General features: G+C 68.4%; 24 protein-coding genes. 14 read left to right on the top strand and 10 right to left on the bottom strand.

Features of this window, described 5'->3' with window-relative positions; all coding sequences use genetic code 11:
• Window positions 1-427 precede the first annotated feature (427 nt).
• From ACQPWU_RS11460 to ACQPWU_RS11430, 7 genes are all read left to right on the top strand, one after another.
• Complete coding sequence (locus tag ACQPWU_RS11460; RefSeq protein ID WP_433438963.1) at window positions 428-1,414, top strand: ABC transporter substrate-binding protein; 987 nt, start codon at window positions 428-430, stop codon at window positions 1,412-1,414.
• Window positions 1,414-2,187: an ABC transporter permease gene (locus tag ACQPWU_RS11455; RefSeq protein WP_433438961.1), complete on the top strand. Its 774-nt coding sequence runs from the start codon at window positions 1,414-1,416 to the stop codon at window positions 2,185-2,187. The genes ACQPWU_RS11460 and ACQPWU_RS11455 overlap by 1 nt, the downstream gene beginning before the upstream one ends.
• The gene (locus tag ACQPWU_RS11450) at window positions 2,184-2,963 is read left to right on the top strand and encodes an ABC transporter permease (RefSeq protein ID WP_433438959.1); all 780 of its coding nucleotides are present in this window, start codon (window positions 2,184-2,186) and stop codon (window positions 2,961-2,963) included. The genes ACQPWU_RS11455 and ACQPWU_RS11450 overlap by 4 nt, the downstream gene beginning before the upstream one ends.
• A 15-nt stretch (window positions 2,964-2,978) precedes the next feature.
• Window positions 2,979-3,983: a methyltransferase gene (locus tag ACQPWU_RS11445; protein ID WP_433438957.1), complete on the top strand. Its 1,005-nt coding sequence runs from the start codon at window positions 2,979-2,981 to the stop codon at window positions 3,981-3,983.
• 49 nt (window positions 3,984-4,032) lie between these two features.
• A complete protein-coding gene (locus tag ACQPWU_RS11440) occupies window positions 4,033-5,016 on the top strand; it encodes an ABC transporter substrate-binding protein (RefSeq protein ID WP_433438954.1) in 984 nt (327 codons plus the stop codon).
• Window positions 5,013-5,792: an ABC transporter permease gene (locus ACQPWU_RS11435; RefSeq protein ID WP_433438952.1), complete on the top strand. Its 780-nt coding sequence runs from the start codon at window positions 5,013-5,015 to the stop codon at window positions 5,790-5,792. The genes ACQPWU_RS11440 and ACQPWU_RS11435 overlap by 4 nt, the downstream gene beginning before the upstream one ends.
• Before the next feature lie 133 nt (window positions 5,793-5,925).
• Window positions 5,926-6,795 carry an ABC transporter permease gene (locus tag ACQPWU_RS11430; RefSeq protein WP_433438951.1) on the top strand — a complete coding sequence of 290 codons (870 nt, stop codon included), beginning with the start codon at window positions 5,926-5,928 and terminating at the stop codon, window positions 6,793-6,795.
• Window position 6,796: 1 nt separating this feature from the next.
• Here ACQPWU_RS11430 and ACQPWU_RS11425 read toward each other — a convergent pair whose 3' ends face one another.
• The 6 genes from ACQPWU_RS11425 to ACQPWU_RS11400 form a co-directional block, all read right to left on the bottom strand.
• The gene (locus ACQPWU_RS11425; protein WP_433438949.1) at window positions 6,797-7,240 is read right to left on the bottom strand and encodes a DUF3598 family protein; all 444 of its coding nucleotides are present in this window, start codon (window positions 7,238-7,240) and stop codon (window positions 6,797-6,799) included.
• 6 nt (window positions 7,241-7,246) lie between these two features.
• The gene (locus ACQPWU_RS11420; RefSeq protein WP_433438947.1) at window positions 7,247-8,611 is read right to left on the bottom strand and encodes an aldehyde dehydrogenase family protein; all 1,365 of its coding nucleotides are present in this window, start codon (window positions 8,609-8,611) and stop codon (window positions 7,247-7,249) included.
• 104 nt (window positions 8,612-8,715) lie between these two features.
• Window positions 8,716-9,303: a GTP-binding protein gene (locus ACQPWU_RS11415; RefSeq protein ID WP_360694655.1), complete on the bottom strand. Its 588-nt coding sequence runs from the start codon at window positions 9,301-9,303 to the stop codon at window positions 8,716-8,718.
• Window positions 9,284-9,697: a DUF742 domain-containing protein gene (locus ACQPWU_RS11410; protein ID WP_433438945.1), complete on the bottom strand. Its 414-nt coding sequence runs from the start codon at window positions 9,695-9,697 to the stop codon at window positions 9,284-9,286. The genes ACQPWU_RS11415 and ACQPWU_RS11410 overlap by 20 nt, the downstream gene beginning before the upstream one ends.
• Before the next feature lie 5 nt (window positions 9,698-9,702).
• The gene (locus ACQPWU_RS11405; RefSeq protein ID WP_360694652.1) at window positions 9,703-10,125 is read right to left on the bottom strand and encodes a roadblock/LC7 domain-containing protein; all 423 of its coding nucleotides are present in this window, start codon (window positions 10,123-10,125) and stop codon (window positions 9,703-9,705) included.
• Window positions 10,122-12,872 carry a sensor histidine kinase gene (locus ACQPWU_RS11400; protein WP_433438943.1) on the bottom strand — a complete coding sequence of 917 codons (2,751 nt, stop codon included), beginning with the start codon at window positions 12,870-12,872 and terminating at the stop codon, window positions 10,122-10,124. Before ACQPWU_RS11400 ends, ACQPWU_RS11405 begins: the two co-directional genes overlap by 4 nt.
• A 623-nt stretch (window positions 12,873-13,495) precedes the next feature.
• Between ACQPWU_RS11400 and ACQPWU_RS11395 the strand changes: the two genes are divergently transcribed.
• The 5 genes from ACQPWU_RS11395 (at window position 13,496) to ACQPWU_RS11375 (ending at window position 18,365) form a co-directional block, all read left to right on the top strand.
• Window positions 13,496-14,494, top strand: coding sequence for an ABC transporter substrate-binding protein (locus ACQPWU_RS11395; protein ID WP_360694647.1), 999 nt, complete (start codon window positions 13,496-13,498; stop codon window positions 14,492-14,494).
• Complete coding sequence (locus ACQPWU_RS11390; RefSeq protein WP_433438940.1) at window positions 14,491-15,306, top strand: ABC transporter permease; 816 nt, start codon at window positions 14,491-14,493, stop codon at window positions 15,304-15,306. The genes ACQPWU_RS11395 and ACQPWU_RS11390 overlap by 4 nt, the downstream gene beginning before the upstream one ends.
• Complete coding sequence (locus tag ACQPWU_RS11385) at window positions 15,303-16,109, top strand: ABC transporter permease (protein WP_433438938.1); 807 nt, start codon at window positions 15,303-15,305, stop codon at window positions 16,107-16,109. Before ACQPWU_RS11390 ends, ACQPWU_RS11385 begins: the two co-directional genes overlap by 4 nt.
• A gap of 100 nt (window positions 16,110-16,209) precedes the next feature.
• On the top strand, window positions 16,210-16,980 hold the full coding sequence (locus tag ACQPWU_RS11380; protein WP_433438936.1) for an ABC transporter ATP-binding protein: 771 nt from the start codon (window positions 16,210-16,212) through the stop codon (window positions 16,978-16,980).
• Between the two features lie 320 nt (window positions 16,981-17,300).
• Complete coding sequence (locus ACQPWU_RS11375; protein ID WP_433445178.1) at window positions 17,301-18,365, top strand: IS110 family transposase; 1,065 nt, start codon at window positions 17,301-17,303, stop codon at window positions 18,363-18,365.
• A gap of 434 nt (window positions 18,366-18,799) precedes the next feature.
• Here the strand turns inward: ACQPWU_RS11375 and ACQPWU_RS11370 are convergent, their stop codons facing one another.
• The 3 genes from ACQPWU_RS11370 to ACQPWU_RS11360 all read right to left on the bottom strand — a co-directional run bounded on the left by ACQPWU_RS11370 (window position 18,800) and on the right by ACQPWU_RS11360 (window position 21,256).
• Window positions 18,800-19,378: a TetR/AcrR family transcriptional regulator gene (locus tag ACQPWU_RS11370; RefSeq protein WP_433438934.1), complete on the bottom strand. Its 579-nt coding sequence runs from the start codon at window positions 19,376-19,378 to the stop codon at window positions 18,800-18,802.
• A 132-nt stretch (window positions 19,379-19,510) separates the two neighbouring features.
• On the bottom strand, window positions 19,511-20,575 hold the full coding sequence (locus tag ACQPWU_RS11365) for an IS110 family transposase (RefSeq protein WP_433445178.1): 1,065 nt from the start codon (window positions 20,573-20,575) through the stop codon (window positions 19,511-19,513).
• 237 nt (window positions 20,576-20,812) lie between these two features.
• Entirely contained in the window at window positions 20,813-21,256 is a 444-nt protein-coding gene (locus tag ACQPWU_RS11360) for a MarR family winged helix-turn-helix transcriptional regulator (RefSeq protein WP_433438932.1), read from the bottom strand.
• Window positions 21,257-21,402: 146 nt separating this feature from the next.
• Here ACQPWU_RS11360 and ACQPWU_RS11355 point away from each other — a divergent pair, with 146 nt between their 5' ends.
• On the top strand, window positions 21,403-21,852 hold the full coding sequence (locus ACQPWU_RS11355) for a MarR family winged helix-turn-helix transcriptional regulator (protein ID WP_433438930.1): 450 nt from the start codon (window positions 21,403-21,405) through the stop codon (window positions 21,850-21,852).
• Between the two features lie 99 nt (window positions 21,853-21,951).
• Window positions 21,952-22,872, top strand: a complete 921-nt coding sequence (locus tag ACQPWU_RS11350; protein WP_433438929.1) for a hypothetical protein — start codon at window positions 21,952-21,954, stop codon at window positions 22,870-22,872.
• A gap of 268 nt (window positions 22,873-23,140) precedes the next feature.
• Here ACQPWU_RS11350 and ACQPWU_RS11345 read toward each other — a convergent pair whose 3' ends face one another.
• On the bottom strand, window positions 23,141-24,055 hold the full coding sequence (locus tag ACQPWU_RS11345) for an NADP-dependent oxidoreductase (protein ID WP_433438927.1): 915 nt from the start codon (window positions 24,053-24,055) through the stop codon (window positions 23,141-23,143).
• Between the last annotated feature and the right edge of the window lie 187 nt (window positions 24,056-24,242).

Genomic DNA, 24,242 nt, shown 5'->3' with positions numbered 1-24,242 from the left:
CCCTGCCACGACCGGGTCCGGTCGTTGTTGTCGTCACTGTGGCAACCTCTCGCCATTGGCCTGCTCTAGGGGGTTTCAGCGGCTTCGTCACAGGGACGAGTGATCGCAGGCAAGTTCGAGGCCCAATTTGAGCACAAACCTCATAGTTCAGCCAACGTCTCGGGGGTTTTCAACCGTTCCAAGTCACACATTGTTCACGTGGCAAGCTCCCGTATACGGAGTGCAACCAGCCCATCAATCCGGACATACAGCCACAAACAGTGCTTTATACCAATATTTACACCTATAGCGTCTTACAGTCATATTTAGCAGATAAACTTCCGAATACGCGGCACAGATCTGCCGCACAGATCTCCCCTCGGGTACGCTTCACGCCCGGCATCTTGTGCCGATCTCCAGAAGCTTCCCCTGGTAGGAGAACCCCCCCATGACACGCAAACTGCGCTGTAACGCCATTGTTCTCGGCGTCACAGTCGCTCTCGCCCTGACCGGCTGCAGCGGGTCCGACACCCCCTCGGACTCCTCAGCCAACAGCAAGGGCTTGGAGAAAACCAGCATCAAAGTCGGCGCTCTCCCGATTCCTGACGCTGTATCCCTCTATATCGCCAACGCGAAGGGTTTCTTCAAGGAAGAGGGACTGACGGTGACGCCGGTCACCATCACCGGTGGCGCCGCGGCCCTGCCGCAGGTCAAGAGCGGCGCCCTGGACATCTCGCAGACCAACTACGTCTCGACGTTCCTGGCCGCCAGCCAGGGCGAGAAGATCAAGCTGGTCGGAGACGCGTACCAGGCCGGCCCCAACACGTTCAACATCATGATTCCGAAGGATTCGCCGATCAAGACGGTGGCGGACCTGAAGGGCAAGACCGTTCTGGTCAACAACCTGCACAACGTGGCCACGCTGGCGGTGGCGACGCAGCTCAAGGTCGCCGGCCTCAAGGAGACCGACGTCAAGTTCGCCGAGAAGCCGTTCCCCGAAATGGGACAGGCGATCATGAGCGGCCAGGCCGACGCGGGCTGGATCACCGAGCCGTTCATCACGGCCAACCAGAGCGCCAACGGCTTCCGCAAGCTCGTCGACACCATGACGGGCCAGACGGAGAACCTGTCCATCGCGGGTTGGATGGCCACCGAGGAGTGGTCCGCCAAGTACCCGAAGACGCTGGCCGCGTTCCAGCGCGCGATCTCCAAGGCGCAGCAGCTCGCCTCGAGCGACCGCAAGGAGATCGAGACCATGCTGCCGACGTACACGAAGATCGACGCCAAGACCGCGTCGGTGATCACGCTCGGCACCTACCCGAGTGAGCTGAACGCGAACCGCCTGCAGAAGGTGGCCGACCTGATGCTCGAATACGGGTACCTCAAGAGCGCGCTCGACGTGAAGACCGTCATCGCGGCGCCGTCGTCGAGCTGATGACCGGTGCCCGACTGCTCCGCGGCGCCGCCGGCGCCGCGGGGTTCCTTGTTCTCGGGGAGCTGGTCATCCGCTTCGGGCTGCAAGGCCTGGGCACTCCCCCACCGTCGATCATCCTGTACGAGGCCGCGCGCCTGCCGGCCGACACCGACTTCCTGGCAGGCGTCGGCGCCACGCTCACCAACTGGGCACTCGGCCTGCTCATAGCCACCGCGGTGGCCGTGCCCCTGGGCGTGGTGCTCGGGGCGCTGGCGCCGCTGGAACGGGCGATCAGGCCGGTGCTGGAGTTCATGCGCCCGATCCCCTCGGTGGCCATCATCCCGCTCGCGATCCTGCTGATTCCGGCGGACGAGCTGATGAAGGTCTCGGTCATCGTGTACGCGTCCATCTGGCCGATCCTGATCAACACCCTGTACGGCATGCACGACGTGGACCCGCAGGCCAAGGAGTCCCTGCGCAGCTTCGGATTCGGCAACCTGGCCGTGCTCACCAGGGTGAGCCTGCCCAGCGCGGCCCCGTTCGTCGCGACGGGGATCAGGATCGCCGCCGGGGTCGCGCTCGTCCTGGCCGTCAGCGCCGAACTGATCGCCGGCGGCGTCGCCGGCATCGGCGTCTACGTGAACGTCGCGGGCAGCGGCAACCGGATGGACCTCATGATGGCGGCGACGTTCTGGGCCGGCATCCTCGGCGTGATCGCCAACGTGGCCCTGCTGGCCGGCGAGCGGCGCCTCTTCCGCTGGCACCGCGTGCGGACGGGGGTGAGCGAGTCGTGAAAGTCCTCGCCAGACTCTGGGTGGTCCCCGCGGTGCTGGTCGTCTGGGAGCTCCTCGGGCGCGCCATCGGGGACACCGACTTCCCGCCACCCACGACGATCGTCGCCCGCATGTACGAGCTCTGGTTCTCCGGCCCGGCAGCCCGTGTCTTCCTCACCGACGACGCGATCGGCAACATCCTGCCGAGCCTCGGCCGCATGTTCGGCGGCTGGCTGCTGGCCGCGCTGATCGGGGTCGTGGCGGGCATGATCCTCGGACGCTCACGCTCGGCGACCGACTACGTGAACCCGCTGATCGAGTTCGGCCGGGCCGTGCCTCCCCCGCTGCTGCTGCCGGTGTTCCTCCCGCTGTTCAAGGCCGGGCTGGCCACGCAGCTGGCCACGATCGTGTTCGGCGTGATCTGGCCGACGCTGCTCAACTCGATCGAGGGCGCCAGGGCGGTGGACCGGACCTACACCGAGACAGCCGCAGTGTTCAACCTGTCAAAACTGCAGCGCCTGCGCGTGGTCGTGCTGCCCGCCGCCTCGCCCAAGATCTTCGCGGGACTGCGGCTCAGCCTGTCACTGGCGCTGATCCTCATGGTGCTCACCGAGTTCATCGGTGGCACCGACGGCATCGGCTACCAGCTGCTGTCGGCCCAGCGCAGCTTCGACGGCGCCGCGGTGTGGGCGACCATCGCCCTGCTCGGCATCCTCGGTTACGTCGTGAACTCCCTGTTCGTGCTGGCCGAACGCCGCGTGCTCGTCTGGCACCGGCAGGCCACCCGCAATCCGTGACCCTTGGAAGGACGTATGCCGCACTCTGATGACCTCCTTTGGGGGGCCGTAGGCGACATTTCCCGTTTCGCAGCCCTGCTCACCATGGCGGAGCTGGGCCTGGCCGATCACCTGGCGCAGGGTCCGCTGGACACCACCGAGCTGGCCGGACGCGCGGGGGCCCACGCTCCCGCGCTGCGCCGGGTCCTGCGTGAGCTGGCCAGTATGGACGTGGTCCGCGCCGTGGGTCCGGACACGTACGACCTGACGGAGAGGGGCACCGCGCTACGCTCGGACGTCCCCGACTCCGTGCGCTCCTCGATCCGCATGCTCGGCGAGGAGGGCTTCTGGTACGCCATGGGCATGCTGCCCACCACGGTCCGCGACGGCAGCTCCGCCTTCGTCAAGCGGTACGGCCACCTGTACGACCATCTCGCGAACAACCCGGCGTCGAGCCGGCTGTTCGACGACTACATGACGGCCAGGGCCATCCCGTTCACCGAGGGCCTGGCCAAGCGGTACGACTTCCCCCCGACGGCGACCATGGTCGACGTGGCCGGCGGCAAGGGCCACATCCTGGCCACGGTGCTGCACGCCAACCCGCAGATGCGCGGCATGCTGTTCGACCTGGAGCACGTGGTCGAGCACGCCAGGCGGACGCTGGCCGCGGAGGGCCTGGCCGAGCGGTCCGAAGTCGTCTCCGGCGACTTCTTCGCCGAGGTACCGGCCGGCGGGGACGTCTACCTGCTGGCCAGCGTCCTGCACAACTGGGACGACGAGGACTGCGTCAAGATCCTGCGCAACGTCCGCAAGGCCATGAACCCCGGCGGCCGCGTGCTGATCCTGGAGACGGTGCTCCCGGATGACGACAAGCCGCACCTGGGTAAGGACATCGACATGCGCATGCTGGCGATTTTCAACGGCGGCACCGAGCGCAGCCGCGACGAGTACGCGGCCCTGCTCTCCCAGGCCGAACTGGCGCTGACCGACGTCGTCGAGCTGGGCTCCGGCGCGAGCCTCGTCGAGGCCAGGCCGCGTTGACCCCCTCCCCCGGCCTCCACCTGATGACAAGACCGAGAAAGGCAGTTGCATGAAGCTGGCCAGGTTCGTAGTCGCGGGTATGGCGATCGCGCTGACGATCAGCGCGTGCGGCGGAGGAGGGGGGAGCCAGACGGGCACGGGCGGCACCGCGTCCTCCGGCGGGCTGGAGAAGACCCAGCTCCTGGTCGGCGTGGTGCCGGTGCCCTCATCGGCGCCGCTGTTCATCGCGGAGAAGCGCGGCTTCTTCAAGGAGGAGGGCCTGACCGTCAAGACGGAGATCATCCAGGCGCCGCAGGCGGTCATGCCGAAGATCCTCAACGGCAGCATGGACGCGTTCCTCACCAGCTACGTGTCGCTGATGGCGATCAACGACTCGGGCGCGGCCAAGCTCAAGCTCTTCCAGCACAGCCAGGAGGCGGCGCCCAACGTCGCCGGCGTCGTCGTGGCCAAGGGCTCGCCGATCAAGACGGCCGCCGACCTCAAGGGCAAGACCATCGCGGTCAACGTGCTCAAGGCGCTCGGCCAGACATTGACCAACGCCCACCTGCAGGAGGCCGGGCTCAAGCCGGAGGACGTCAAGTACGTCCCGGTGCAGTTCGCCGACCAGCTCGCGGCCCTGTCCTCGGGCAAGGTGGACGCGGCCTGGCTGGTGGAGCCGTTCCTGACCGCGGCCAAGAAGGCGGGCGGCACGCAGATCATCGACACCACGAGCGGCGTGACCGCCGGCGTGCCGATCGACGGGTGGGGCGTCACCGAGGACTGGCTGGCCAAGAACCCGAAGACGGCCGCCGCCTTCCACCGCGCCCTGGCCAAGGCCCAGCAGATCGCGGGCTCCGACAGGAAGGCCATCGACGAGGTGGTGCCGACGTACACGCAGATCCCGGCGGACGCGGCCGCGGCGATGACGCTCGGCACGTTCTCGATGGAGGCCGACAAGGCGAGCGTCCAGAAGCTGGCCGACCTGCTGCACGGCTACGGCTACCTCAAGTCCAAGGTGGACGCGGCGCAGCTGTTCGCGCCTGTGAACGGATGATCGAACACCGGCTCGGGCGGGCCGCGTTCGGAGCGCTCGGAATCGTCGCCTTCGTCGCCCTCGCCGAGCTGGCCGGGCGGATCGGGCTCGTACCGGACGTCATGCCGCGCATGTCGGCCGTGCTCGCCGCGGCGGCCGAGCTGCCGCTGGAGGCGCAGTTCAGGGCCGACGTGCTGGCCACGCTGACGGCGTGCGCGAGCGGGCTGGCGATCGCGGTGGCGGTCGCCGTGCCCGTGGGGCTGCTGCTCGGGACGGTGCCGTTCGTGGAGCGGTCGGTGCGGCCGCTGGTGGAGTTCCTGCGGCCGATCCCGTCGGTGTCGTTGATCCCCGTCGCGATGTTCCTGTTCACCCAGAGCCAGGACGCCAAGACCGCGCTGGTCGTCTACACCTGCTCATGGCCGGTGCTGATTAACACGTTGTACGGCCTGACCGACGTCGATCCGCTGGCCAAGGACACGCTGCGCAGCTTCGGCTTCGGACCGGTCGCCGTGGCGCTGCGGGTGAGCCTGCCGAGCGCGGCGCCGTTCATCGCGACCGGCATGCGGATCGCCGTGTCGGTCACCCTGATCGTGGCGGTGAGCGTGGAGCTGCTGGCGCCCGGCGACGGCGGGATCGGCGCGTTCCAGTCGCTGGCGGGCAGCGCGAACCGCCTCGACCGCATGCTGGCGGCGCCCCTGTGGGCCGGGCTCATCGGGCTGGCCGCCAACCTGCTGTTCACGGCCGCCGAGCGGCGCGTGTTCCGCTGGCACCGTGCGCGGAGCGGGGACGCCTCATGAGGCGGCTCTCTTGGGATCCGGGAACGCCGTCGCCGCACTTCCTGAGAGGTGAAGGGGGTGTGCGGTGCGGCGTCGGGAGGACCCCGCTCGGCGCGCTCCCCCGGCGCCGGACGGTGGGAGAGGGTGTGGCGGCATGAGCACTCGCGGTCCGGAAGGCGCGGCACCCCCTGTCCCCCAAGGGACCTCAGCCGGGACGGCGGGAGAGCGCCCACCCCGCCGGTCCTTCCCCGGCAGGCGGCTGGTGTGGTACTGGCTGCTGCCGGTGGCCGTCGTCTGCTGGGAGCTGGCCACACGCTCGGCGCAGGCCGCGTACTTCCCGCCGCCGTCGCTGATCGTGGCCAGGCTGCACGAGCTGTGGTTCTCGGGGCCGGTGACGCGGGCGTTCCTGACCGACGAGGCCGTGGCCGACCTGCTGCCCAGCCTGGGCAGGCTGTTCGCGGGGTGGGCGGCGGCGTGCGCGGCCGGGGTCGCGATCGGCGTCGCGCTCGGCCGCTCGCGCTGGCTGTCGGCCCTGGTGGAGCCGCTGCTGCACTTCGGCCGCTCGGTGCCGCCCACCACGCTGGTGCCGGTGTTCCTGGTGCTGTTCAAGATCGGCACCCCGATGCAGCTGGCCTCCATCGTGTACGGTGTCGTCTGGCCCGTACTGATCAACTCCATGGACGGCGCCCGTACGGTGGACCGGCAGTACATCGAGACGGGTGCCGTCTACCGGCTGGACCCGTGGCAGCGGCTCACCCGGATCATCCTGCCCGGCGCCTCCCCCAAGATCTTCGCCGGCCTGCGGCTGAGCGTCTCGCTGGCCCTGATCATGATGATCATCTCGGAGCTGGTCGGCAGCAGCGAGGGTATCGGGCACCGCATGCTGGAGGCGCAGAGCCAGTTCGACATCCCGGCCATGTGGGCGGGAATCGTGCTGCTCGGGCTGCTCGGTATCGTGCTGAACGCCGCGTTCCTGGGGTTCGAGCGCACCATGCTGTCGTGGCACCGGGGCGCGAGAAGCTGAGTCAGCTCACCCGGCGCTCGTTGATCAGGGTGCGCTTCACGCACACGCCGTCCTTGATCCACTGCCAGACGCGGCTGCGTGACTTGCCGTCCTCGCTCAGCACGATCATCTCGTGGAGCCGCAGGTCCTCGCCCTCGGCCTTGTACTGCCAGCTGAGGTAGATGGTGCCTGCGTCCAATTCCCAGAACTCGCCCTTGATCCGCTCGGTGTCGAACCCGCAGCGACCGCCGCCGAGGTAGGTCCCCGGGAACTCGTGCACCTCCGTGCGCCCGTCGTCCCAGGTGTAGCGGTTGGTCTGGAGGTAGACGGTGTCGTCCAGGATCGCGCAGGTCATCCGGACGCGGTGCCGGTCGATGAGGGTCCCGTCGCGGTCGAGGTGGACGTATTCGCCCTCCCATTCGCCCTCGTGGCGGGCCAGCAGCGGCATGTCCGCGCGAAGTCCCATCCGGAGCTACTCCTTCGTCGTGTGCCACCAGGGGTCGGCGGCCTCGGATCGGTTGACCAGGAAGGCCCTGCGGCGCAGGAACCTGCGGATGGAGGCGGCGCCCATGCGGGAGCCGCCGAGCCCCGACAGGCGGAAGGAGTGCTTCTCGCCCTCGTGCACCAGCGCGGTCAACGAGGCGTCGTTGACGCTGATGGCGCCCGCACGCAGCCGGGCCGCCACGGCCATGGCATCCTTCTCCGTGGCGGCGAAGACCGCGGCCGACAGCCCGTAGACCGAGTCGTTGGCCAGCGCGACGGCCTCGTCGGCCCCGTCCACAGCCATGACCGGCAGCACCGGGCCGAACGTCTCCTCCGTCATCACCAGCATGCCGTGGTCGACGCCGGACAGCACGGTCGGGCGGCACCAGTGACCGCCGCCGTGCCGCTCGATCTCGCCGCCCGTGTGCACGGTCGCGCCCTTGGCCACGGCGTCGGCCAGGTGCGCGGCGATCACGTCCTCCTGCCCCGGCCCGATGATCGGCCCGATGGGGCCGCCCTCGCAGGTCAGCCCGACCCGCGCGGCCTTGTCCGCGAGCAGCGCGAGGAACTCGTCGTGGACCTCGCGGGCCACGTAGACGCGCTCGATGGACTGACAGGACTGCCCGGCGTTGGCTGTGCCGCCCCACAGGATCGCCGACGCCGCCCGCTCCAGATCGGCCCCGGCCAGCACGATCGCCGGGTCCTTGCCGCCCAGCTCCAGGAACGCGGGCACGAACGCGCGCGCCGCCGACCGGGCGACCAGCCGCCCCGTCTCCACGCTGCCCGTGAAGACCACCGCGTCCACCAGGTCCACCAGCGCCGCGCCCGTCTCGCCGTCGCCCTCGACGACCTCGAGCGGCAGCTCGTCAGGGACGAGCCGCATCAGCGGCTCGATGAACCTGGGCGTCACCTCGCTGGGCTTGACCAGCACCGCGCACCCTGCGGCCAGCGCGGGGACGGCGTCGATGAGGCCGAGCAGCAGCGGGAAGTTCCACGGGCTGATCACCCCGACCAGCTCGTACGGCACCGCGTCGCCCCCCACGAAGACGCCGGGCAGGGAGGCCGGGGTCTCGGCCGGGGGCTCGAGGAGGGCGGGCGCCTGGCGTACCCATCGGCCGATGAGACCGGCGACGATCTGCCGCTCCAGCACCGACTCCCCCACCCTGCCGGTGTCGGCCACCAGGGCGGCGAGCAGGTCCTCGTCATCGGCCAGTGCGGCGCCGAACTTGGAGAGGGCCTCGCCGGCCGGTCGGCCTGAGGCCCGTTCGCGCAGGTCGGCCGCGACGGCGGCGAGCCGGTCGGGCGGGACAGGGGCGAGCTGCCTGTCGGCCTGCCCGGTCAGCGGGTTCCTCACGTTCATGTGGTGCGGCCAGGGGACATGATGCTCCTGCGATGATCGGCGGGAGCCATTGTGATCAGGAGAGTGCCGCGGCTGTCAACGCGCTCGCGAACCGGAAATTACCCGCCCCAGCCCGGCACGGCCATGCGCACCGAGAGGGCGTGCTCGACCAGATTGATCAGCGCGGCCTTGACGGAGTCCTTGGATCTGGCGTCGAGCCGCACGAGCGGGATGTGCGGGGCCAGGGTCAGGGCGTCGCGCACCTCGCCGTCGCTGTGCGGATACTCGCCGTCCCAGCCGTTGACGCCCACCACGAACGGCAGCTGGGCTTCCTCGAAGTAGTCGATCGCCGGGAAGCTGTCGGCGAGACGGCGCGTGTCCACGAGCACGACGGCCCCGATGGCGCCGCGTACCAGGTCGTCCCACATGAACCAGAACCGGTGCTGCCCGGGCGTGCCGAACAGGTAAAGGATCAGGTCACGGTCCAGGGAGACCCGGCCGAAGTCCATGGCGACGGTCGTGGTCGACTTCAACGGCGTCATCCCCAGATCATCGATCCCCACGGAGGCGTCGGTCATCACTGCCTCCGTGGTCAACGGCATGATCTCCGACACCGCGCCGACGAACGTCGTCTTGCCCACCCCGAAACCTCCAGCCACCACGATCTTCGTCGAGGTGAGGCCGGGGCTAGAGCCTGCGAAGTCCACTGAGCACCCTTTCGAGCAGATTGACGTCAGGCCTGCCCTCGTCCAGCTGTGGCTGATGCACGCGGACCAGACCTTCGGCAGCCATGTCAGCGATCAGTACGCGTACCACGCCGAGAGGGATCCGCAGCAGGGCCGACACCTCTGCCACGGACCGGACCTGCCGGCACAGTTGACTGATCGCCTGGTACTCCGGCGTGATATGCGAGAACTCCCGGTGCTCGGCGGTCGCCGAGGACACCAGGGCCTCCATCGCCAGCTTGACCCGCGGCGCCGTCCGTCCACCAGTCACCGCGTACGGGCGGACGGGCGAGGCGGGGTCGGGATTCAGCTGCGACTGGGGCTGGGGCACAGGCGGGGGCGCCCAACCGCCGCTGTTCCATCTGGGGTCTGTCACCTACATCACCTGGTCTGGCTGGCGCGCAGTTCGGCACGCACAGCCGGTGTCAGCACCTGACCGGCGCGATCGACCATCAGTGTCATCTGGTACGCCACCAGCCCCATGTCACAATCCGGAGCCGCCAGCACAGCCATGCACGAGCCGTCACTGATCGACATGATCAGCATCAACCCACGCTGCATCTCCACAATCGTCTGATTGACCGCGCCACCCTCGAACACCCTGGCCGCACCCTGCGTCAAGCTCACCAAACCCGACGCGATCGCAGCCAGCTGATCCGCCCGATCAGCCGGAAACCCCGACGAAGCCGCCAATGGCAGCCCGTCGGACGAGACGACCACCGCGTGCGCGACACCTGGGACCGTGCTGACGAAGTCGGTGATCAGCCAGTCGACTCCTCGTGCCGCGTTACTCAGGTCATTCATGCTCCCTCCTCCCTGTCGTTGTTCCTCGGGCCAGAGGGGAACGCCCTGCCCTCAGTGATGTCGTCGCGTGCCGCCCGGAAGCCCTGCTGGAAGCTCGAGAGCCGGTTGCGTATACGGTCCGGCGACACTGACGGCATCGGTGTCACGCCCTTCGGCGCCGCCGAGGAGTCGGCGGAGCCGGGCACCAGGTTCGCCTTCGGCACCCGCTTGGGCAGGCCGGCCGCCGTCTGGCCGTCACGTACTGGCTCCACAACCGCCTCCGCCGCGCTCCATCCCTCATCTGCCTTGCTCGAACCCCAGCTCGCCCCGTTGTTGCGGCCGAACCAGGCCGATTCCACGGCCGCGAAGATCGGCAGGTAGTCGTCCCCGGCCGAGGCGGGCGGGACCGCCGGGATCGGGCCGGTGGAGCCGGACTCGTTCTCCGGAAAGTCGAATCCCGGCCGCTGCGGCGGCATGGTGTCGCGGCCCCAGCCACCCGGCGGCGGCTCGGGCACGGGCCGCCTGGGCAGGGCGCGGTCGCCGTTCCATGCGGGCCCGCGGGGCGGCGTCCACACGTCGGCGCTGTCGTAGCCGCCGAGGCGGGGCTCCGCCGGCCACCCTCCGGGCTCTGGCTGCCACTGCTGCGTGGGCGGCGGCCAGTTGCTCTCCGCCGGGTTCGACGGGAACGACGGGTGGCCGGGACCCAGCTGGTACGGGGCCTGCGGCCAGTCCGTGGCGGGAGGGGCGGAGTGCGGCGCCTGCGGCCAGTCCGTGGCCGGAGGGGCGGGGTGCGGCCCCGAGTACGGCTCGTCCCTGGGCCCGCCGGCCACCGCGCCCGCGAAGGCGGGCGGCTGGTTGCCGGAGAAGGACGGGGTCCCCGAGAAGGTCGGGGCCTGGGAGCCGAGCATGTTCTCCGGGATGAGCACCATCGCGGTCAGGCCGCCCGAGCTGTGCGGGCGCAGCTGCACCCGGATGCCGTGCCGGTGTGCCAGCCTGGCCACCACGAACAGGCCCATCCGCCGCGACACCGACACGTCCACGATCGGCGCGTCCGTGAGCCTGTCGTTGGCCTGGGCCAGCTCCTCCTGCGTCATGCCGATGCCGGAGTCGGTGATCGACAACATCACGCCGCCGCCGTCGATCCTGCTGCCGGAGACCGTCACCCTGGTCTCACGGGGCGAGAACGACAGGGCGTTCTCCACCAGCTCGGCGAGCAGGTGGATGACGTCGTTGACGGCCTGCCCGGCCACCGAGACACCGTCGGGCACCTGGAGCACGACCCGCTCGTAGTTCTCCACCTCCGACAGCGAGGCGCGGGCCACGTCCACCAGCTTGACCGGCTGGCTCCAGCGGCGAGGCGGATCCTGACCGGCGAGCACCAGCAGGTTCTCACTGTTACGCCGCATGCGAGTGGCCAGGTGATCCAGCTTGAACAGGTTCCCCAGACGCTGCTCGTCCTGCTCACCCTGCTCCAGCCCGTCGATCAACGTGATCTGCCGCTCCACCAGCGTCTGACTGCGCCGCGACAGGTTCACGAACATCGCGTTCACATTGCTGCGCAGCCTGGACTCCTCGCCCGCCAGCCGCACGGCCTCGCGGTGGACCTCGTCGAACGCCCGCGCCACCTCGCCGATCTCGTCGTGGGTGTCCACGCCGATGGGGATGACCGGGCCGATCGAGCCCTCGCCGTTCTCGCGCAGCTGCTGCACGGTCTCCGGCAGCCGGTGGCCGGCGATGTCGAGCGCTTCGCCGCGCAGCTTGCGCAGCGGCCTGATGAGCGAGCGGGCGATGAGCGAGATGATCGCGACCACCACGAGCAGCAGGAGCAGGATGAGGCCGCCGGAGATCAGCGCCGAGCGGTTGGCGCCCTCCTCCAGGGCACGGGCGCGCAGGATGACGGAGGAGGCGAGCTCCTTCTCCACGCTGCGCAGCGCGTCGATCTTGCCGGTGCTCACGTCGAACCAGGTGGCCACGTCCCTGTCCGGCCGCACGCCGATGCTCAGCTCCTTGCCCTCGGCGGACTGCGCCATGGCCCGTAGCCTGAACAGGTCGGTCTGGTCGACGTCCCTGCCCACGACCGTGTTGCGGTAGAGCTCGAGCTGGTCGAGGTTGGCCAGGGTCGCGAACAGCGTCTCCTCGCTCTCCTCGCGCGACTTGGCGTCGGTGAGCGCGTCGAGCTCGCCGCTGTCGAAGCCCTTCTTGTCCAGCGCGCTGGCCAGGACACCACGCTGCTTGGAGGCCTCCTCCTTGGCGCGGGCGATGGCCGCCATCGAGCTGGCGCTGTGTGAGACCTCGTCGTCCACCGCGACCTGGCCGACCTGGTCGTGGAACTGCAGCAGGGCCGCGATGATCTGCGAGTACTTCTGGATCATCGGGAGGGGCTGGATCTTCCCCTTGACGGCCGTGTCACGCAGCGTCGGGATCTCCTCCAGGCGTCGCAGCACCGGTCGTACGGCGTCCGCGTGGGTGTCCGTGAGCAGCTCCGCTCGCCGCTTGGCCTCGTCGATGAGGCCGTTCACCCCGCTGTAGGTGGTGCGGAGCTGGGCCTCGCGGTTGTCCGGCCGGCCCTGGGCGATGTAGAGGGCGGTCTCGTCGCGCTCGAAGGCCAGCTCATGGGTGACAGCCCCGAGCTGCTCGCTGAGCTCGGCGACCTCCCTGAGGGTCTGATAGGTGTTGGCGTCACTGAGCGAGGTGATCACGTTCAGTCCGCCCAGCCCCACGGCCACGGCCGTGGGAACGACAATCAGCGCGATAAGGCGCGATCGCACGTGCCAGTTGCCCAGCCCGAACCTCCGGGAAGGAGGATTGGGCAACCGTCGCCTCTGATGCCCGTGCGGCTCGCGGTCAGCGGAAGCTTCATCGCTCTGCGTTCTCACTTGCCTTCGCTACCTCTCGCCCCTGGAGGGGAATTCTCGGGTGACCATGCAGGTAAATGCACGTGGGGCAATATGTACGTCCAGATAAGCGCCATTTGAGCACAGGGGTTGCCCAGGGCCAACCACTATCAGTGCCCTCTTGAGGTGTTCATCCCCGATTGTCCGGAAAATTTGATGAAATCGGCAAAACAGCTCCCGATCTGGGGAAACAGGCAACGCGAGACCGTTCCGCGAGTCACCTTTGACTGGCAGAAAAGATCAAATAGCATGCCCCATCAGCAACTGAAGTCCCGACTGACACCCCCTTTCCCAAACCGGACAAACGCCGGTTTCACACGTACTTCAATTTTTCACGATAGAGCCGCAATCGGACATTGCAACTACAAGTGTCATTTTCGCGATAATGACTACGGATTTGGTGTTACGGTCGATCCCTGTCGTGCGTCAGGCACACAGCCCCCGGGAGCAGAAGCCACCCGGTCCCCCCCTGGCTCCATCTGAAGGGAGTCCCTGACATGAGGCTTGGCCGTCCCGCCAGGGCCGCCATCATCGGGTTAGCTTTGACACTCGGCGCCGTTGCGTGCAGCACGGGCGGCTCCACGACCGCCAGCGCGCCGCCACCCGCATCCGCCGGCGGCCTGGAGAAGACGAAGATCAAGGTCGCCACCCTGCCCGCCATCGACAGCGCCGCCATCTACGTCGCCATCGACCAGAAGCTCTTCGAGAAAGAAGGGCTGGAGGTCACCCCGCAAGTGGTCCAGGCCGCGCCAGAGGCCATCCCCATGCTGGTCAAGGGCGAGATCGACGCCATGTTCGGCAATTACGTGTCGATGTTCCAGGCTCACGACAAGCAGGCGCTGAAGCTGCGCATCCTGGCCGAGGGCTCGCGCGCCGCCCCCGACTCGCTCAGCATCATGGCTCTGCCGAACTCGCCCATCAAGACGCCGAAGGACCTCGAAGGCAAGACGATCAACGTGAACGTCCTGCACAACTTCCAGGAACTGGCGCTGACACAGGTGCTCAAGGCCAACAACGTCGACCCCGCCAAGATCAAGTACGTCCAGGTGACGTTCCAGAACATCATGCCCTCGTGGAAGGGCGGCCAGATCGACGCCGCGTACCTGGGTGAGCCCATGGTCACGGCGGCCACCTCCGCCATGGGCGCCCGCAAGATCCTCGACCCGGCGTCCGGTCCCGCCGCCGAGTTCCCGATCTCGGGCTACGTCAGCACTCAGGAGTGGTACGACAAGAACCCCAAGACCGCTGCGGCGTTCCAGCGGGCCATCCACAACGCGGCCAAGCTCATGGAGAACAACCGTGAGGTGGTGGCCAAGGTGCTGCCGAACTTCACACAGATCGACGCGGCCACGGCCGCCACCGTCACGTTCCCGTACTTCTCCAGCAACGACAACCCGGTCCGGCTCCAGCGAGTGGCCGACTGGATGCTGGAGGCCAAATGGCTCTCGAAGGCGATCGACGTCAAGTCGCTGATGTCGCCCACCACCTCCGGGTGAGCGCTCAGACCCTGGCCCCCGCCCGTCCGGCGTCCGCCGCCACACGCTGGCGTCGCCGGGCGGCCGGGGCCCTCGCCTTCGCGGCCCTGATCGAGCTGGTCAGCCGTACGGGGCTCGCCGACCGCGAGTTCCTGCCGCCCGCGACGGAGATCCTCGGGCGGGCGGCGACGCTGATGACCGATCCGGCCTTCCGCGCGCACGCCCTGACGAGCCTGCTCGCCTGGGCCATCGGCCTCGGCCTCGCGGCGTTGATCGCGGTCCCCCTCGGCCTGCTGCTCGGCAGCGTGCCGATCGTCGACGCCGCCACCCGCTCGGTCGTGGAGTTCCTGCGGCCGATCCCCTCGGTGGCGCTGATCCCGCTGGTGTCCCTCCTCATCGGCACCGGGCTGCAGGTGCGCGTCACGCTGGTGGTCTACGCCTCGCTGTGGCCGATCCTCTACAACACGATGTACGGCCTGCGCGGCGTCGACCCCCTGGCCAAGGAGTCGTTGAGGTCGTACGGCTTCGGGCCGCTGTCGGTGCTGCTGCGCGTGTCGCTGCCGTCGTCGGCACCCTTCATCACCACCGGGTTCAGGCTGGCCGCCGGGGTGGCGCTCATCCTGACCGTCAGCACCGAGATCGTGGCCGGGCGGGGCGAGGGCATCGGCGTGTTCATCTTCTTCGCCGGCATCGCCGTACCCGCGCGGATGACCGACATCCTGGCCGCGGTGTTCTGGGTGGGGCTGTTCGGGGTGCTGGTGAACGCGCTGCTGGTGGCCGCCGAGCGGCGGGCGTTCCGCTGGCACCACGCCCGGTTTGGAGAGTCGGAATGAGAACCAGGGGCATGCGGACGGCGGCGTTCCGGTCGCTGGTGCTGGTCGTGCTGGTCCTGGCCTGGGAGGCGGCCACGCGGGTGGCGGGCAACACGTTCTTCCCGCCGCCCTCGCGGATCGTGACCAGGATGCACGAGATGTGGTTCTCGGGGCCGCTCCAGACCCTGTTCCTGACCGACGCCGCCATTGAGAACATCCTGCCGAGCATGGGCAGGATGGCCGCCGCGTTCGCGGGCGGCGCGCTGGCGGGGGTCGTGCTGGGACTGGTGGTGGGGCTGTCGGCGAGGGCGTTCGACTATCTCGACGGGGTGCTGCAGTTCCTGCGGGCCATCCCGCCGCCCGCGCTGGTCACCGTCTTCCTGGTGGTGTTCGGGTTCGGGCTGCGGATGCAACTGGCGTTCATGACGTTCAGCATCGTGTGGCCGGTGCTGCTCAACACCGCCGACGGCGCCCGCTCGGTCGAGCCGCTGCACCTGCAGACCAGCCAGGTGTTCCGGCTGTCCAGGGCCGAGCGGCTCCATCGGGTGATCCTGCCGTCGGCGCTGCCCAAGATGTTCGCGGGGCTGCGGCTGGCCCTTTCACTTTCCCTGATCGTCATGGTCTTCTCCGAACTGCTGCCCGGCACCGTGAACGGGATCGGGTTTCAGCTCACGTCCGCGTACCAGATGTTCGACCTGCCCCTCATGTGGGGTGGGATCGTCCTGCTCGGAGTATTGGGCTATGTGCTCAACGAGCTGTTCCTGATCGTGGAGCGGCGCGTGCTCGCCTGGCACCACGCCGCCCAGCAACTGACCGGCGAATGAGAGTACGATCACACAGGTTTACGGGACAGACATGTCTGGCAATTCCCGCTCCGATAGAGTGTTTTGCGTTGTCCCTGGTCTCGCCCCCCGAGGAATTCCATTGCTCGAGATAGACAACCTCTCCCACGTTTACGGCGGCGGTAGCCCCAACGCGCACCACGCCATCGAGGGCCTCAACCTCAGCGTCGCCGAGGGCGAGCTGCTGTGCATCGTCGGACCTTCCGGATGCGGCAAGTCGACGCTGCTGCGTTCGATCGCCGGACTCATCACGCCGACGGGCGGGCAGGTCAAGGTCGAGGGCAACGTGGTGCGCCAGACGCCGGACAACCTGGCCGTGGTCTTCCAGGACTACAGCCGTTCGCTGTTCCCCTGGATGTCGGTGGCCGACAACGTGGCGCTGCCGCTGCGCCGCAAGAACATGGACAAGCGCCAGCGCCGCGAGGCCGCCCAGGAGGCCCTGGAGTCGGTCGGGCTCGCGGACGCCGGGCGTAAGTACCCGTTCCAGCTGTCGGGGGGCATGCAGCAGCGGGTGGCGATCGCGCGGGCGCTGGCGTACCGGCCGACGCTGATGCTCATGGACGAGCCGTTCGGCTCGGTGGACGCCCAGACCCGCGAGGACCTGGAGGACCTCGTCCTCAAGGTCCGGGGCCATCACCAGATGACGATCGTGCTCATCACCCACGACATCGACGAGAGCGTCTACGTGGGCGACCGCGTGGTTGTGCTGTCCAAGGCCCCCGCTCACGTGGTCGGGGACCTCAAGGTGGACCTGCCCGAGCCACGGGACCAGATCACGACCCGCGAGCACCCCGACTTCGTGCACCTGCGCGCCGAGGTCGGCCGCCTGGTCCGCGGCCACGCCACCGTCTGACCCCTTTTCACTTTGTTACGGCGGAGCCAAGTGGGCGCCAACCGCCATACGGGGCTGAGGGCCTCCAGGGAGACGGCCTCTGACAGAGATGATGTAGGTGAGCACCTCCCGCCAGGGTCTGACCCAGCCTCTGACTGACTTCGAGTCTTCAACGGGATCTGTCGGCTTGGGGCGGGAGGTGCTCGCCGGCACTCACTGGACGTGGCGTTGTGACCTCATAGGAGCCTGGCCAGAGGCCCCTTCTCTGTCTTGTCCGCGTTGCCCGGCTGGTGCGTGCCGCCCTGCCCACCGGTCAAGAGCACAGGACGACGATGCCCTCCATTACACCCCAGGCCGTGACGAGTAGCGAAGTCGCCGGCGGCGTCGACACCCATCAAGACACCCACACCGCAGCCGTGATCGACATGGTCGGCCGGGTCCTGGGCAGCGAGCAGTTCCCCACCGGCACCGCCGGATACGCCGCGCTGCTGACCTGGCTGCAATCGTTCGGCACCGTGAAAATCATCGGAGTCGAGGGAACCGGCGCCTACGGTGCCGGACTGACCCGTTACCTGCGTGAGCAGGGGATGGAGCTGGCCGAAGTCGACCGGCCCGATCGCAAGACCCGCCGTTTCCAGGGCAAGTCCGACCCGATCGACGCGATCCAGGCGGCCAAGGCGGCGCTCGCCGCAGACCACACCGGCACCCCCAAACAGCGCGACGGCCGCGTAGAAGCCCTGCGCTGCCTGCGCATCGCCCGCCGCTCGGCCGTCGACCAGCGCGCCGACGCACAGCGCCAGATGAAGGCCCTGATCGTCACCGCCCCCGACGACCTGCGCGCCCAGCTCCGCGCCCTGCCCGTCAAGAAACTCATCACGACCTGCGCCGCCCTACGCCCCGACCACGCCCACGCCCACGACCCGGCCACCGCGACGACGATCGCGCTGCGTTCCCTGGCTCGCCGCCACCAGCAGCTCACCGCCGAGATCAACGACCTCGACGAACTCCTGCACCCCCTCGTGGCCGCCATCAACCCCGCCCTACTCGCCGTCCACGGCCTCGGACCCGACACCGCCGGCCAACTCCTGGTCACCGCCGGGGAAAACCACGACCGGCTCGGCTCCGAAGCCGCCTTCGCCATGCTCTGCGGGGTCGCCCCAATCCCCGCATCATCCGGCAAAACCCACCGGCACCGCCTCAACCGCGGCGGCGACCGCCAAGCCAACGCAGCCCTCTGGCGCATCGCCCTCGTCCGCCTGCGCTGGGACCCCCGCACCCGCGACTACATGGAACGACGCACCCAAGACGGCCTGTCCAAGAAAGAGATCATCCGCTGCCTCAAACGCTACATCGCCCGCGAGCTCTACCAGATCATCACCAAAAACGATCATGATCCCACCGCTTGACATCAATAGGAGCATCCCGCACGGGGCCAGGCACCGTTATGGCGCTCACTTGACCGGCGGTCCCCACCCGTTGGCCGTCTGGGTGGCGGGGCCTGCTGATGCCCACCCAATCTGGGCACGCCGATCTCCCCGACGGGTGGCACGCTGATGGAGTTGTGCCTCTACGGCCGGGTGACGACGGGTATGACGAGCATTCGTCCACCGCCGTTGAGGCGCAGAGTCTTGCTGGCGATCGTGCTCGGGACGAGGAACTGATCGGCAGCTGGGAAGCTTTGGACATCAAGATTTCAGCACCACGTAGTGCCTGACGCGACTGTCCGCGCTATCCGGCGAATCGTCTCGCCCACGGGCGTTGCAGGCCGCGGCGACGTAGCCTCCGGTGACCGAAGTGTCGCCCCTCACCGTCAGAGGTTTGACGGACGTGCACGCGCGGATCAGAGGGAGTCGACGAGCGCGTCGATCACTCTGGTGAGGCGGTCAGGACCGTCGGCGACGCGTGCCAGCAGGCGCATGCCGACGACGGTGTTCAGCAGCAGGCTTCCGGTCGCGAGGGCGTCCCGGTCTGCGGCGATCTCTCCGGCGCGCTGCCCCTCCTCGATCAGCGTGCGGAAGGCGTCCTCGGTGCGGTCGAGCATGCGCCGTACGAGTTGCGCCACGCTCTCGTCCGCCTGCCCCAACTCCGCCGCCGTGTTCACGGCCATACAGCCGCGCCGGTCGGGGTCGGCCAGGTCCATCTCGGCCAGGAAGCGCAGCGCCCTGCGCAGCCGGTCCTTGACGGGGCCCGGCTCCTCCAGCATCTCGATCAGCGCGACCGCCTGGCTGTCGCGGTAGCGGCCCAGCGCCGCCTCGAACAGGGCGTGCTTGCTGCCGAAGGTGTTGTAGAGGCTGCCCTTTCCGATGCCGAGCGCGTCGACCAGGTCCTGCGGCGTGGTGCCGCCGTAGCCCTTACGCCAGAACACGTCCATGGCCTGCTCGACGGCCACGTCCGGATCGAACTGCTTCGGCCTCCCCATGCCGGGAACCATAGCAGTTTCTTGACCTATGGGTCAAAATCCGCAGCGTCGAATCCTCCACTGAAGCGACAACGCCCTGGCCGATCGGAACCACGAGCGTGGGTCGGTGTTCGGATGATGCTCCTATTGATGTCAAGCGGTGGGATCATGATCGTTTTTGGTGATGATCTGGTAGAGCTCGCGGGCGATGTAGCGTTTGAGGCAGCGGATGATCTCTTTCTTGGACAGGCCGTCTTGGGTGCGTCGTTCCATGTAGTCGCGGGTGCGGGGGTCCCAGCGCAGGCGGACGAGGGCGATGCGCCAGAGGGCTGCGTTGGCTTGGCGGTCGCCGCCGCGGTTGAGGCGGTGCCGGTGGGTTTTGCCGGATGATGCGGGGATTGGGGCGACCCCGCAGAGCATGGCGAAGGCGGCTTCGGAGCCGAGCCGGTCGTGGTTTTCCCCGGCGGTGACCAGGAGTTGGCCGGCGGTGTCGGGTCCGAGGCCGTGGACGGCGAGTAGGGCGGGGTTGATGGCGGCCACGAGGGGGTGCAGGAGTTCGTCGAGGTCGTTGATCTCGGCGGTGAGCTGCTGGTGGCGGCGAGCCAGGGAACGCAGCGCGATCGTCGTCGCGGTGGCCGGGTCGTGGGCGTGGGCGTGGTCGGGGCGTAGGGCGGCGCAGGTCGTGATGAGTTTCTTGACGGGCAGGGCGCGGAGCTGGGCGCGCAGGTCGTCGGGGGCGGTGACGATCAGGGCCTTCATCTGGCGCTGTGCGTCGGCGCGCTGGTCGACGGCCGAGCGGCGGGCGATGCGCAGGCAGCGCAGGGCTTCTACGCGGCCGTCGCGCTGTTTGGGGGTGCCGGTGTGGTCTGCGGCGAGCGCCGCCTTGGCCGCCTGGATCGCGTCGATCGGGTCGGACTTGCCCTGGAAACGGCGGGTCTTGCGATCGGGCCGGTCGACTTCGGCCAGCTCCATCCCCTGCTCACGCAGGTAACGGGTCAGTCCGGCACCGTAGGCGCCGGTTCCCTCGACTCCGATGATTTTCACGGTGCCGAACGATTGCAGCCAGGTCAGCAGCGCGGCGTATCCGGCGGTGCCGGTGGGGAACTGCTCGCTGCCCAGGACCCGGCCGACCATGTCGATCACGGCTGCGGTGTGGGTGTCTTGATGGGTGTCGACGCCGCCGGCGACTTCGCTACTCGTCACGGCCTGGGGTGTAATGGAGGGCATCGTCGTCCTGTGCTCTTGACCGGTGGGCAGGGCGGCACGCACCAGCCGGGCAACGCGGACAAGACAGAGAAGGGGCCTCTGGCCAGGCTCCTATGAGGTCACAACGCCACGTCCAGTGAGTGCCGGCGAGCACCTCCCGCCCCAAGCCGACAGATCCCGTTGAAGACTCGAAGTCAGTCAGAGGCTGGGTCAGACCCTGGCGGGAGGTGCTCACCTACACCATCTCTGTCAGCGGCTGTCGAGGACTCGCCTGAGCAGGTCGACGATCGTTTTCGATTCCGCCGGGGAGAGGGCGTGCAGTAGTTCATTTTGGGCGTCGGCCAGGAGGGCGCTGAGACTCTCCAGATGGTCCTTCCCTGCGGGAGTGAGCATGACGAGATTGCGCCGGCCGTCGGCCGGGTCGGGACTCCGCTGGAGAAAGCCTCGCTCGACCATCGCGTTGACCGCCGTCGCGACGTCGCTGCGATCGATTGCGGTGCATCTGCCCAGATCGGCTTGGCTGGATGGGCCGAATTCGTCGAGGGCCGACAACATCGCGAAGTGGTACCGGCGGGAACCCGTGTCGGCCAGCGCCCGGTCGGCCAGCCGGTTGGCCGCGATCGCCGTCTGATTGATCAACCAGCTCGGGAGGGCGCGCAGCCGGGCAGGTGTCGGGTTCGCAGTGTTGTCCACCTCGCCAGGCTAACCGATTGTTGGCGCGACCATCAATCTCCTGTATCGTTGGTGTGGCCATCATTGGTCGGTCCATCAATCTCGCAGGGTGGGGGCGCTGTCGTCCGTCCCTTCCCGCTCGACCGACATGTCACAAGGAGACTCAGATGACCGTGAACCCCGCATCGCGCCCCAGCTTCGGGCGCGCGCTCGGCGAGACATCGCGCCTGATCGGCAAGCTGCACCATCGCGCCCTCGCGGACTTCGACTCAGATTTCCCGACCTGGATGCTCCTGACCCTGCTGGAGGAGAAGGGCGTTCCGTTGCCCGTCGACGAGGTGGCGAAGGAACTCAACCGGCGTTTGGACCTGGCCGAGCCGGACACCCTCCGGGTGCTCGAGCGCGCCGCGGCGGCGGGCCATGTCACGTACCAACCCGAAAACACCCCTGCTACAGCGAAGCTGACCGAAGCCGGCGCGGACCACTTCGCGGCCCTGTACGCGCATGCACGCAAGGTCACCGACGCCGCCTTCGAGGGCATCGATCCCGCCGAGCTCGACGCCGCTCTCACGGTGGTGCTGGCGGCCAAAGAACGCGCCGCCGCCGCACTCGGCTGACCAACGGACCACCCCACGCAAGGAGAAAACACGCTCATGTCACCCTTATCTCGATTCGCACGCGCATGCGCGATCGCCGCGCGAACCCCACTCGCCCTGTTGGCGGCCGTTGCCGCGTTCCTAGCCGTAGCGACGGCGCCGTTCGGGGCGACCGCGGCATCGGCCGACACCGACACGAACGCGGCGAAGTACTACGGCAAGTGGAATTACGACCAACCCGATGCCGCGACGCTGAACAACGTCGCTGTGCTGGCCTGCCCCGACGGCGGTGGCCAATGCGACCTGCAACTGCCGCTGCCGCTGAAGGTGCCCCAGGTCGGCTGGGTGGTGTTCTCCCCTGGTCCCAACGGGACGGTCAACGGGCACACCGATCAGGGCTGCACCTGGAACTTCCGCGTCCATCCCACTGGGTTGGAGTTGTCGTCCACCACCCAGGAATGCTTCAACCCGGCGATCGGTCACTCCAGCAACCTCACGAAATGGTCCGTCCAGGTCAAGGGCAACCGGGAGACCGAGCAGATCACGGCCCTCAGCCATCAGCCCAACGGGGCAGAGCTCATCGGCACCATGAAATCCGGCTCCCGTACCAAGGTGGTCGGCGGCCAGGACAACGGCAAGTTCGTCCAGCGGTTCCTCGGCGACTACCGCTACAACCCGGCGGACGTCCGCACCCTCACCAACGTCGTCTCCACCGACAAGGGGACGGGCTACCCGGAACAGGGCACGATCCGGTTCAGCGCCAAGCCTAAGAGTCGCGGCAAAATCAACGCGCACACGCCGGACGGCTGTGACTGGACGCTCTCCGTGCGCGGCAACACCGCCGAACTCGATCCCGCCACACAAACCTGCCACACCGCGAATGGCGACAGCTCACTGCACTACTGGGGGCTGGTCACCGACGACGGAAAGCACATGAACGGCTTGCGCGCCGGATCCACCACCGCACCGGGCCAACCCCCGACCAACACCTTTCTGTTCGTCGGCGCGCTGACCAGATCCGCCACCGGTCCAGCCGAATAACCACGCCGCCCCGGGTGGTTCACCACTACCCCAGCCCCCACCCCGCGACATTGGCGGGGCTGGGGGCTGGGTCACGCGTGCCACCCCACGGCCCCGGCGTCAGGCTGGCCGGTCGTGGAGGTCATCGACCGGAGCCGCGGCCGGAGGTAAAGTACCGAAACTCACCCGGTGCTACTTTTCATCTGATTCGACCGAGCGGAGGGCCGTGTTCGGCGTCCCGACGAAGGCGCGGGGCGAGCGTTTCGGCGGTGCTGGGCGCGGCGCCTGTTCAGATCGTGACGGCGAGCTTGCCGACGGTTCCGGCGGTGAAGTCGGCGATCGCGCGCGGTGCCTCGGCCAGCGGGTAGGAGCGGGCCACCGGCACCCGCAGGCGTCCTTCGGCCGCGTCGGCGGCGAGCCGGGCCAAGGTGTCGGGGTTCGGGTCGGCCATGACCGTTGTGGCCTTGATGTCCCGGCCGGGCTCGTCGGGCAGGTAGTGCAGGGTGGAGGCCAGCCGCCCGCCGTCGGCCAGCAGGGCGGCGACCGCTGGGCCGTCGCCCGCCAGGTGCAGCGCGGCATCCACCCCGCCCGGCGTGATCGCGCGTACCTGCGCCTGCAGATCCGTGTGGTCGACTACCCAGGTGGCGCCCAAGCCTGTGACGAAGGCGGCTTCGGCTCCGAGGCGGGCGGTGGCGATCACCCTGGCGCCGCGCGCGGCGGCCAGTTGGATGGCGAACGCGCCCACGCCGCCGGTCGCACCCGAGATCAGGACGGTCTCCCCCGGTGACGGGGCGACGGCGTCGACGGCGTTGAGCGCGGCGGTCCCGGCCAGTCCCAGCACGCCCGCGCGGGTGTGGCCGAGCCCTCCAGGGATCTTGGCCAGGCCGTACTGCTCGCTCACCACCACGTACTCGGCGAAGCCGCCCTGGCCCAGCGTCGGGCGCATGACCACGCCGAACACGTCCTCACCAGGCGTCAGGCCGGTCACCCCCTCACCGATGGCCGCCACGGTGCCGGCGAAGTCCTTGCCGAGCACGACCGGGAACTCGTAGTCGTACGCGCCCTTGAGATAGCCGCCCAGCACTCCGAGGTCGAAGCCGTTGACCGAGGAGGCCAGCACCCGGACCAGCACCTCGCCAGGACCGGGCTCCGGCACGGGAAGGTCGGCGGCCTCCAGGCCGGCGCCGAAGTCGGTGAAAGCCATGGCACGCATGATGAATTACTCCGTTTCCGTAGAAGATGCGGTGGCCTGCAACCAGGAGGCGCGGGCGAGGGTCGGATCGAGGTGGGGATCGGTCAAGTCGATGTTCATCGCAACAGCACTTTCTGTGCGCTGGTTACTTCTTGTGCGCGCATCGAGTCTGGTCCAGAATGCCGCCATGGCGGAAGAA

Origin of the sequence: Nonomuraea sp. CA-141351 (genome assembly GCF_050944675.1) — a bacterium.
Classification (GTDB): Bacteria; Actinomycetota; Actinomycetes; order Streptosporangiales; family Streptosporangiaceae; genus Nonomuraea.
Note: the sequence above shows the minus strand (reverse complement) of the source record. Positions and strands in the feature narration are given on the sequence as shown.

What these genes read in the sequence shown, in the direction of transcription:
- ACQPWU_RS11345 (WP_433438927.1), bottom strand. Translation starts at nt 24,055, where the DNA reads ATGGCTTTCACCGACTTCGGCGCCGGCCTGGAGGCCGCCGACCTTCCC.
- ACQPWU_RS11455 (WP_433438961.1), top strand. Translation starts at nt 1,414, where the DNA reads ATGACCGGTGCCCGACTGCTCCGCGGCGCCGCCGGCGCCGCGGGGTTC.
- ACQPWU_RS11460 (WP_433438963.1), top strand. Translation starts at nt 428, where the DNA reads ATGACACGCAAACTGCGCTGTAACGCCATTGTTCTCGGCGTCACAGTC.
- ACQPWU_RS11435 (WP_433438952.1), top strand. Translation starts at nt 5,013, where the DNA reads ATGATCGAACACCGGCTCGGGCGGGCCGCGTTCGGAGCGCTCGGAATC.
- ACQPWU_RS11445 (WP_433438957.1), top strand. Translation starts at nt 2,979, where the DNA reads ATGCCGCACTCTGATGACCTCCTTTGGGGGGCCGTAGGCGACATTTCC.
- ACQPWU_RS11395 (WP_360694647.1), top strand. Translation starts at nt 13,496, where the DNA reads ATGAGGCTTGGCCGTCCCGCCAGGGCCGCCATCATCGGGTTAGCTTTG.
- ACQPWU_RS11370 (WP_433438934.1), bottom strand. Translation starts at nt 19,378, where the DNA reads ATGGGGAGGCCGAAGCAGTTCGATCCGGACGTGGCCGTCGAGCAGGCC.
- ACQPWU_RS11385 (WP_433438938.1), top strand. Translation starts at nt 15,303, where the DNA reads ATGAGAACCAGGGGCATGCGGACGGCGGCGTTCCGGTCGCTGGTGCTG.
- ACQPWU_RS11440 (WP_433438954.1), top strand. Translation starts at nt 4,033, where the DNA reads ATGAAGCTGGCCAGGTTCGTAGTCGCGGGTATGGCGATCGCGCTGACG.
- ACQPWU_RS11355 (WP_433438930.1), top strand. Translation starts at nt 21,403, where the DNA reads ATGACCGTGAACCCCGCATCGCGCCCCAGCTTCGGGCGCGCGCTCGGC.
- ACQPWU_RS11425 (WP_433438949.1), bottom strand. Translation starts at nt 7,240, where the DNA reads ATGGGACTTCGCGCGGACATGCCGCTGCTGGCCCGCCACGAGGGCGAA.
- ACQPWU_RS11430 (WP_433438951.1), top strand. Translation starts at nt 5,926, where the DNA reads ATGAGCACTCGCGGTCCGGAAGGCGCGGCACCCCCTGTCCCCCAAGGG.
- ACQPWU_RS11405 (WP_360694652.1), bottom strand. Translation starts at nt 10,125, where the DNA reads ATGAATGACCTGAGTAACGCGGCACGAGGAGTCGACTGGCTGATCACC.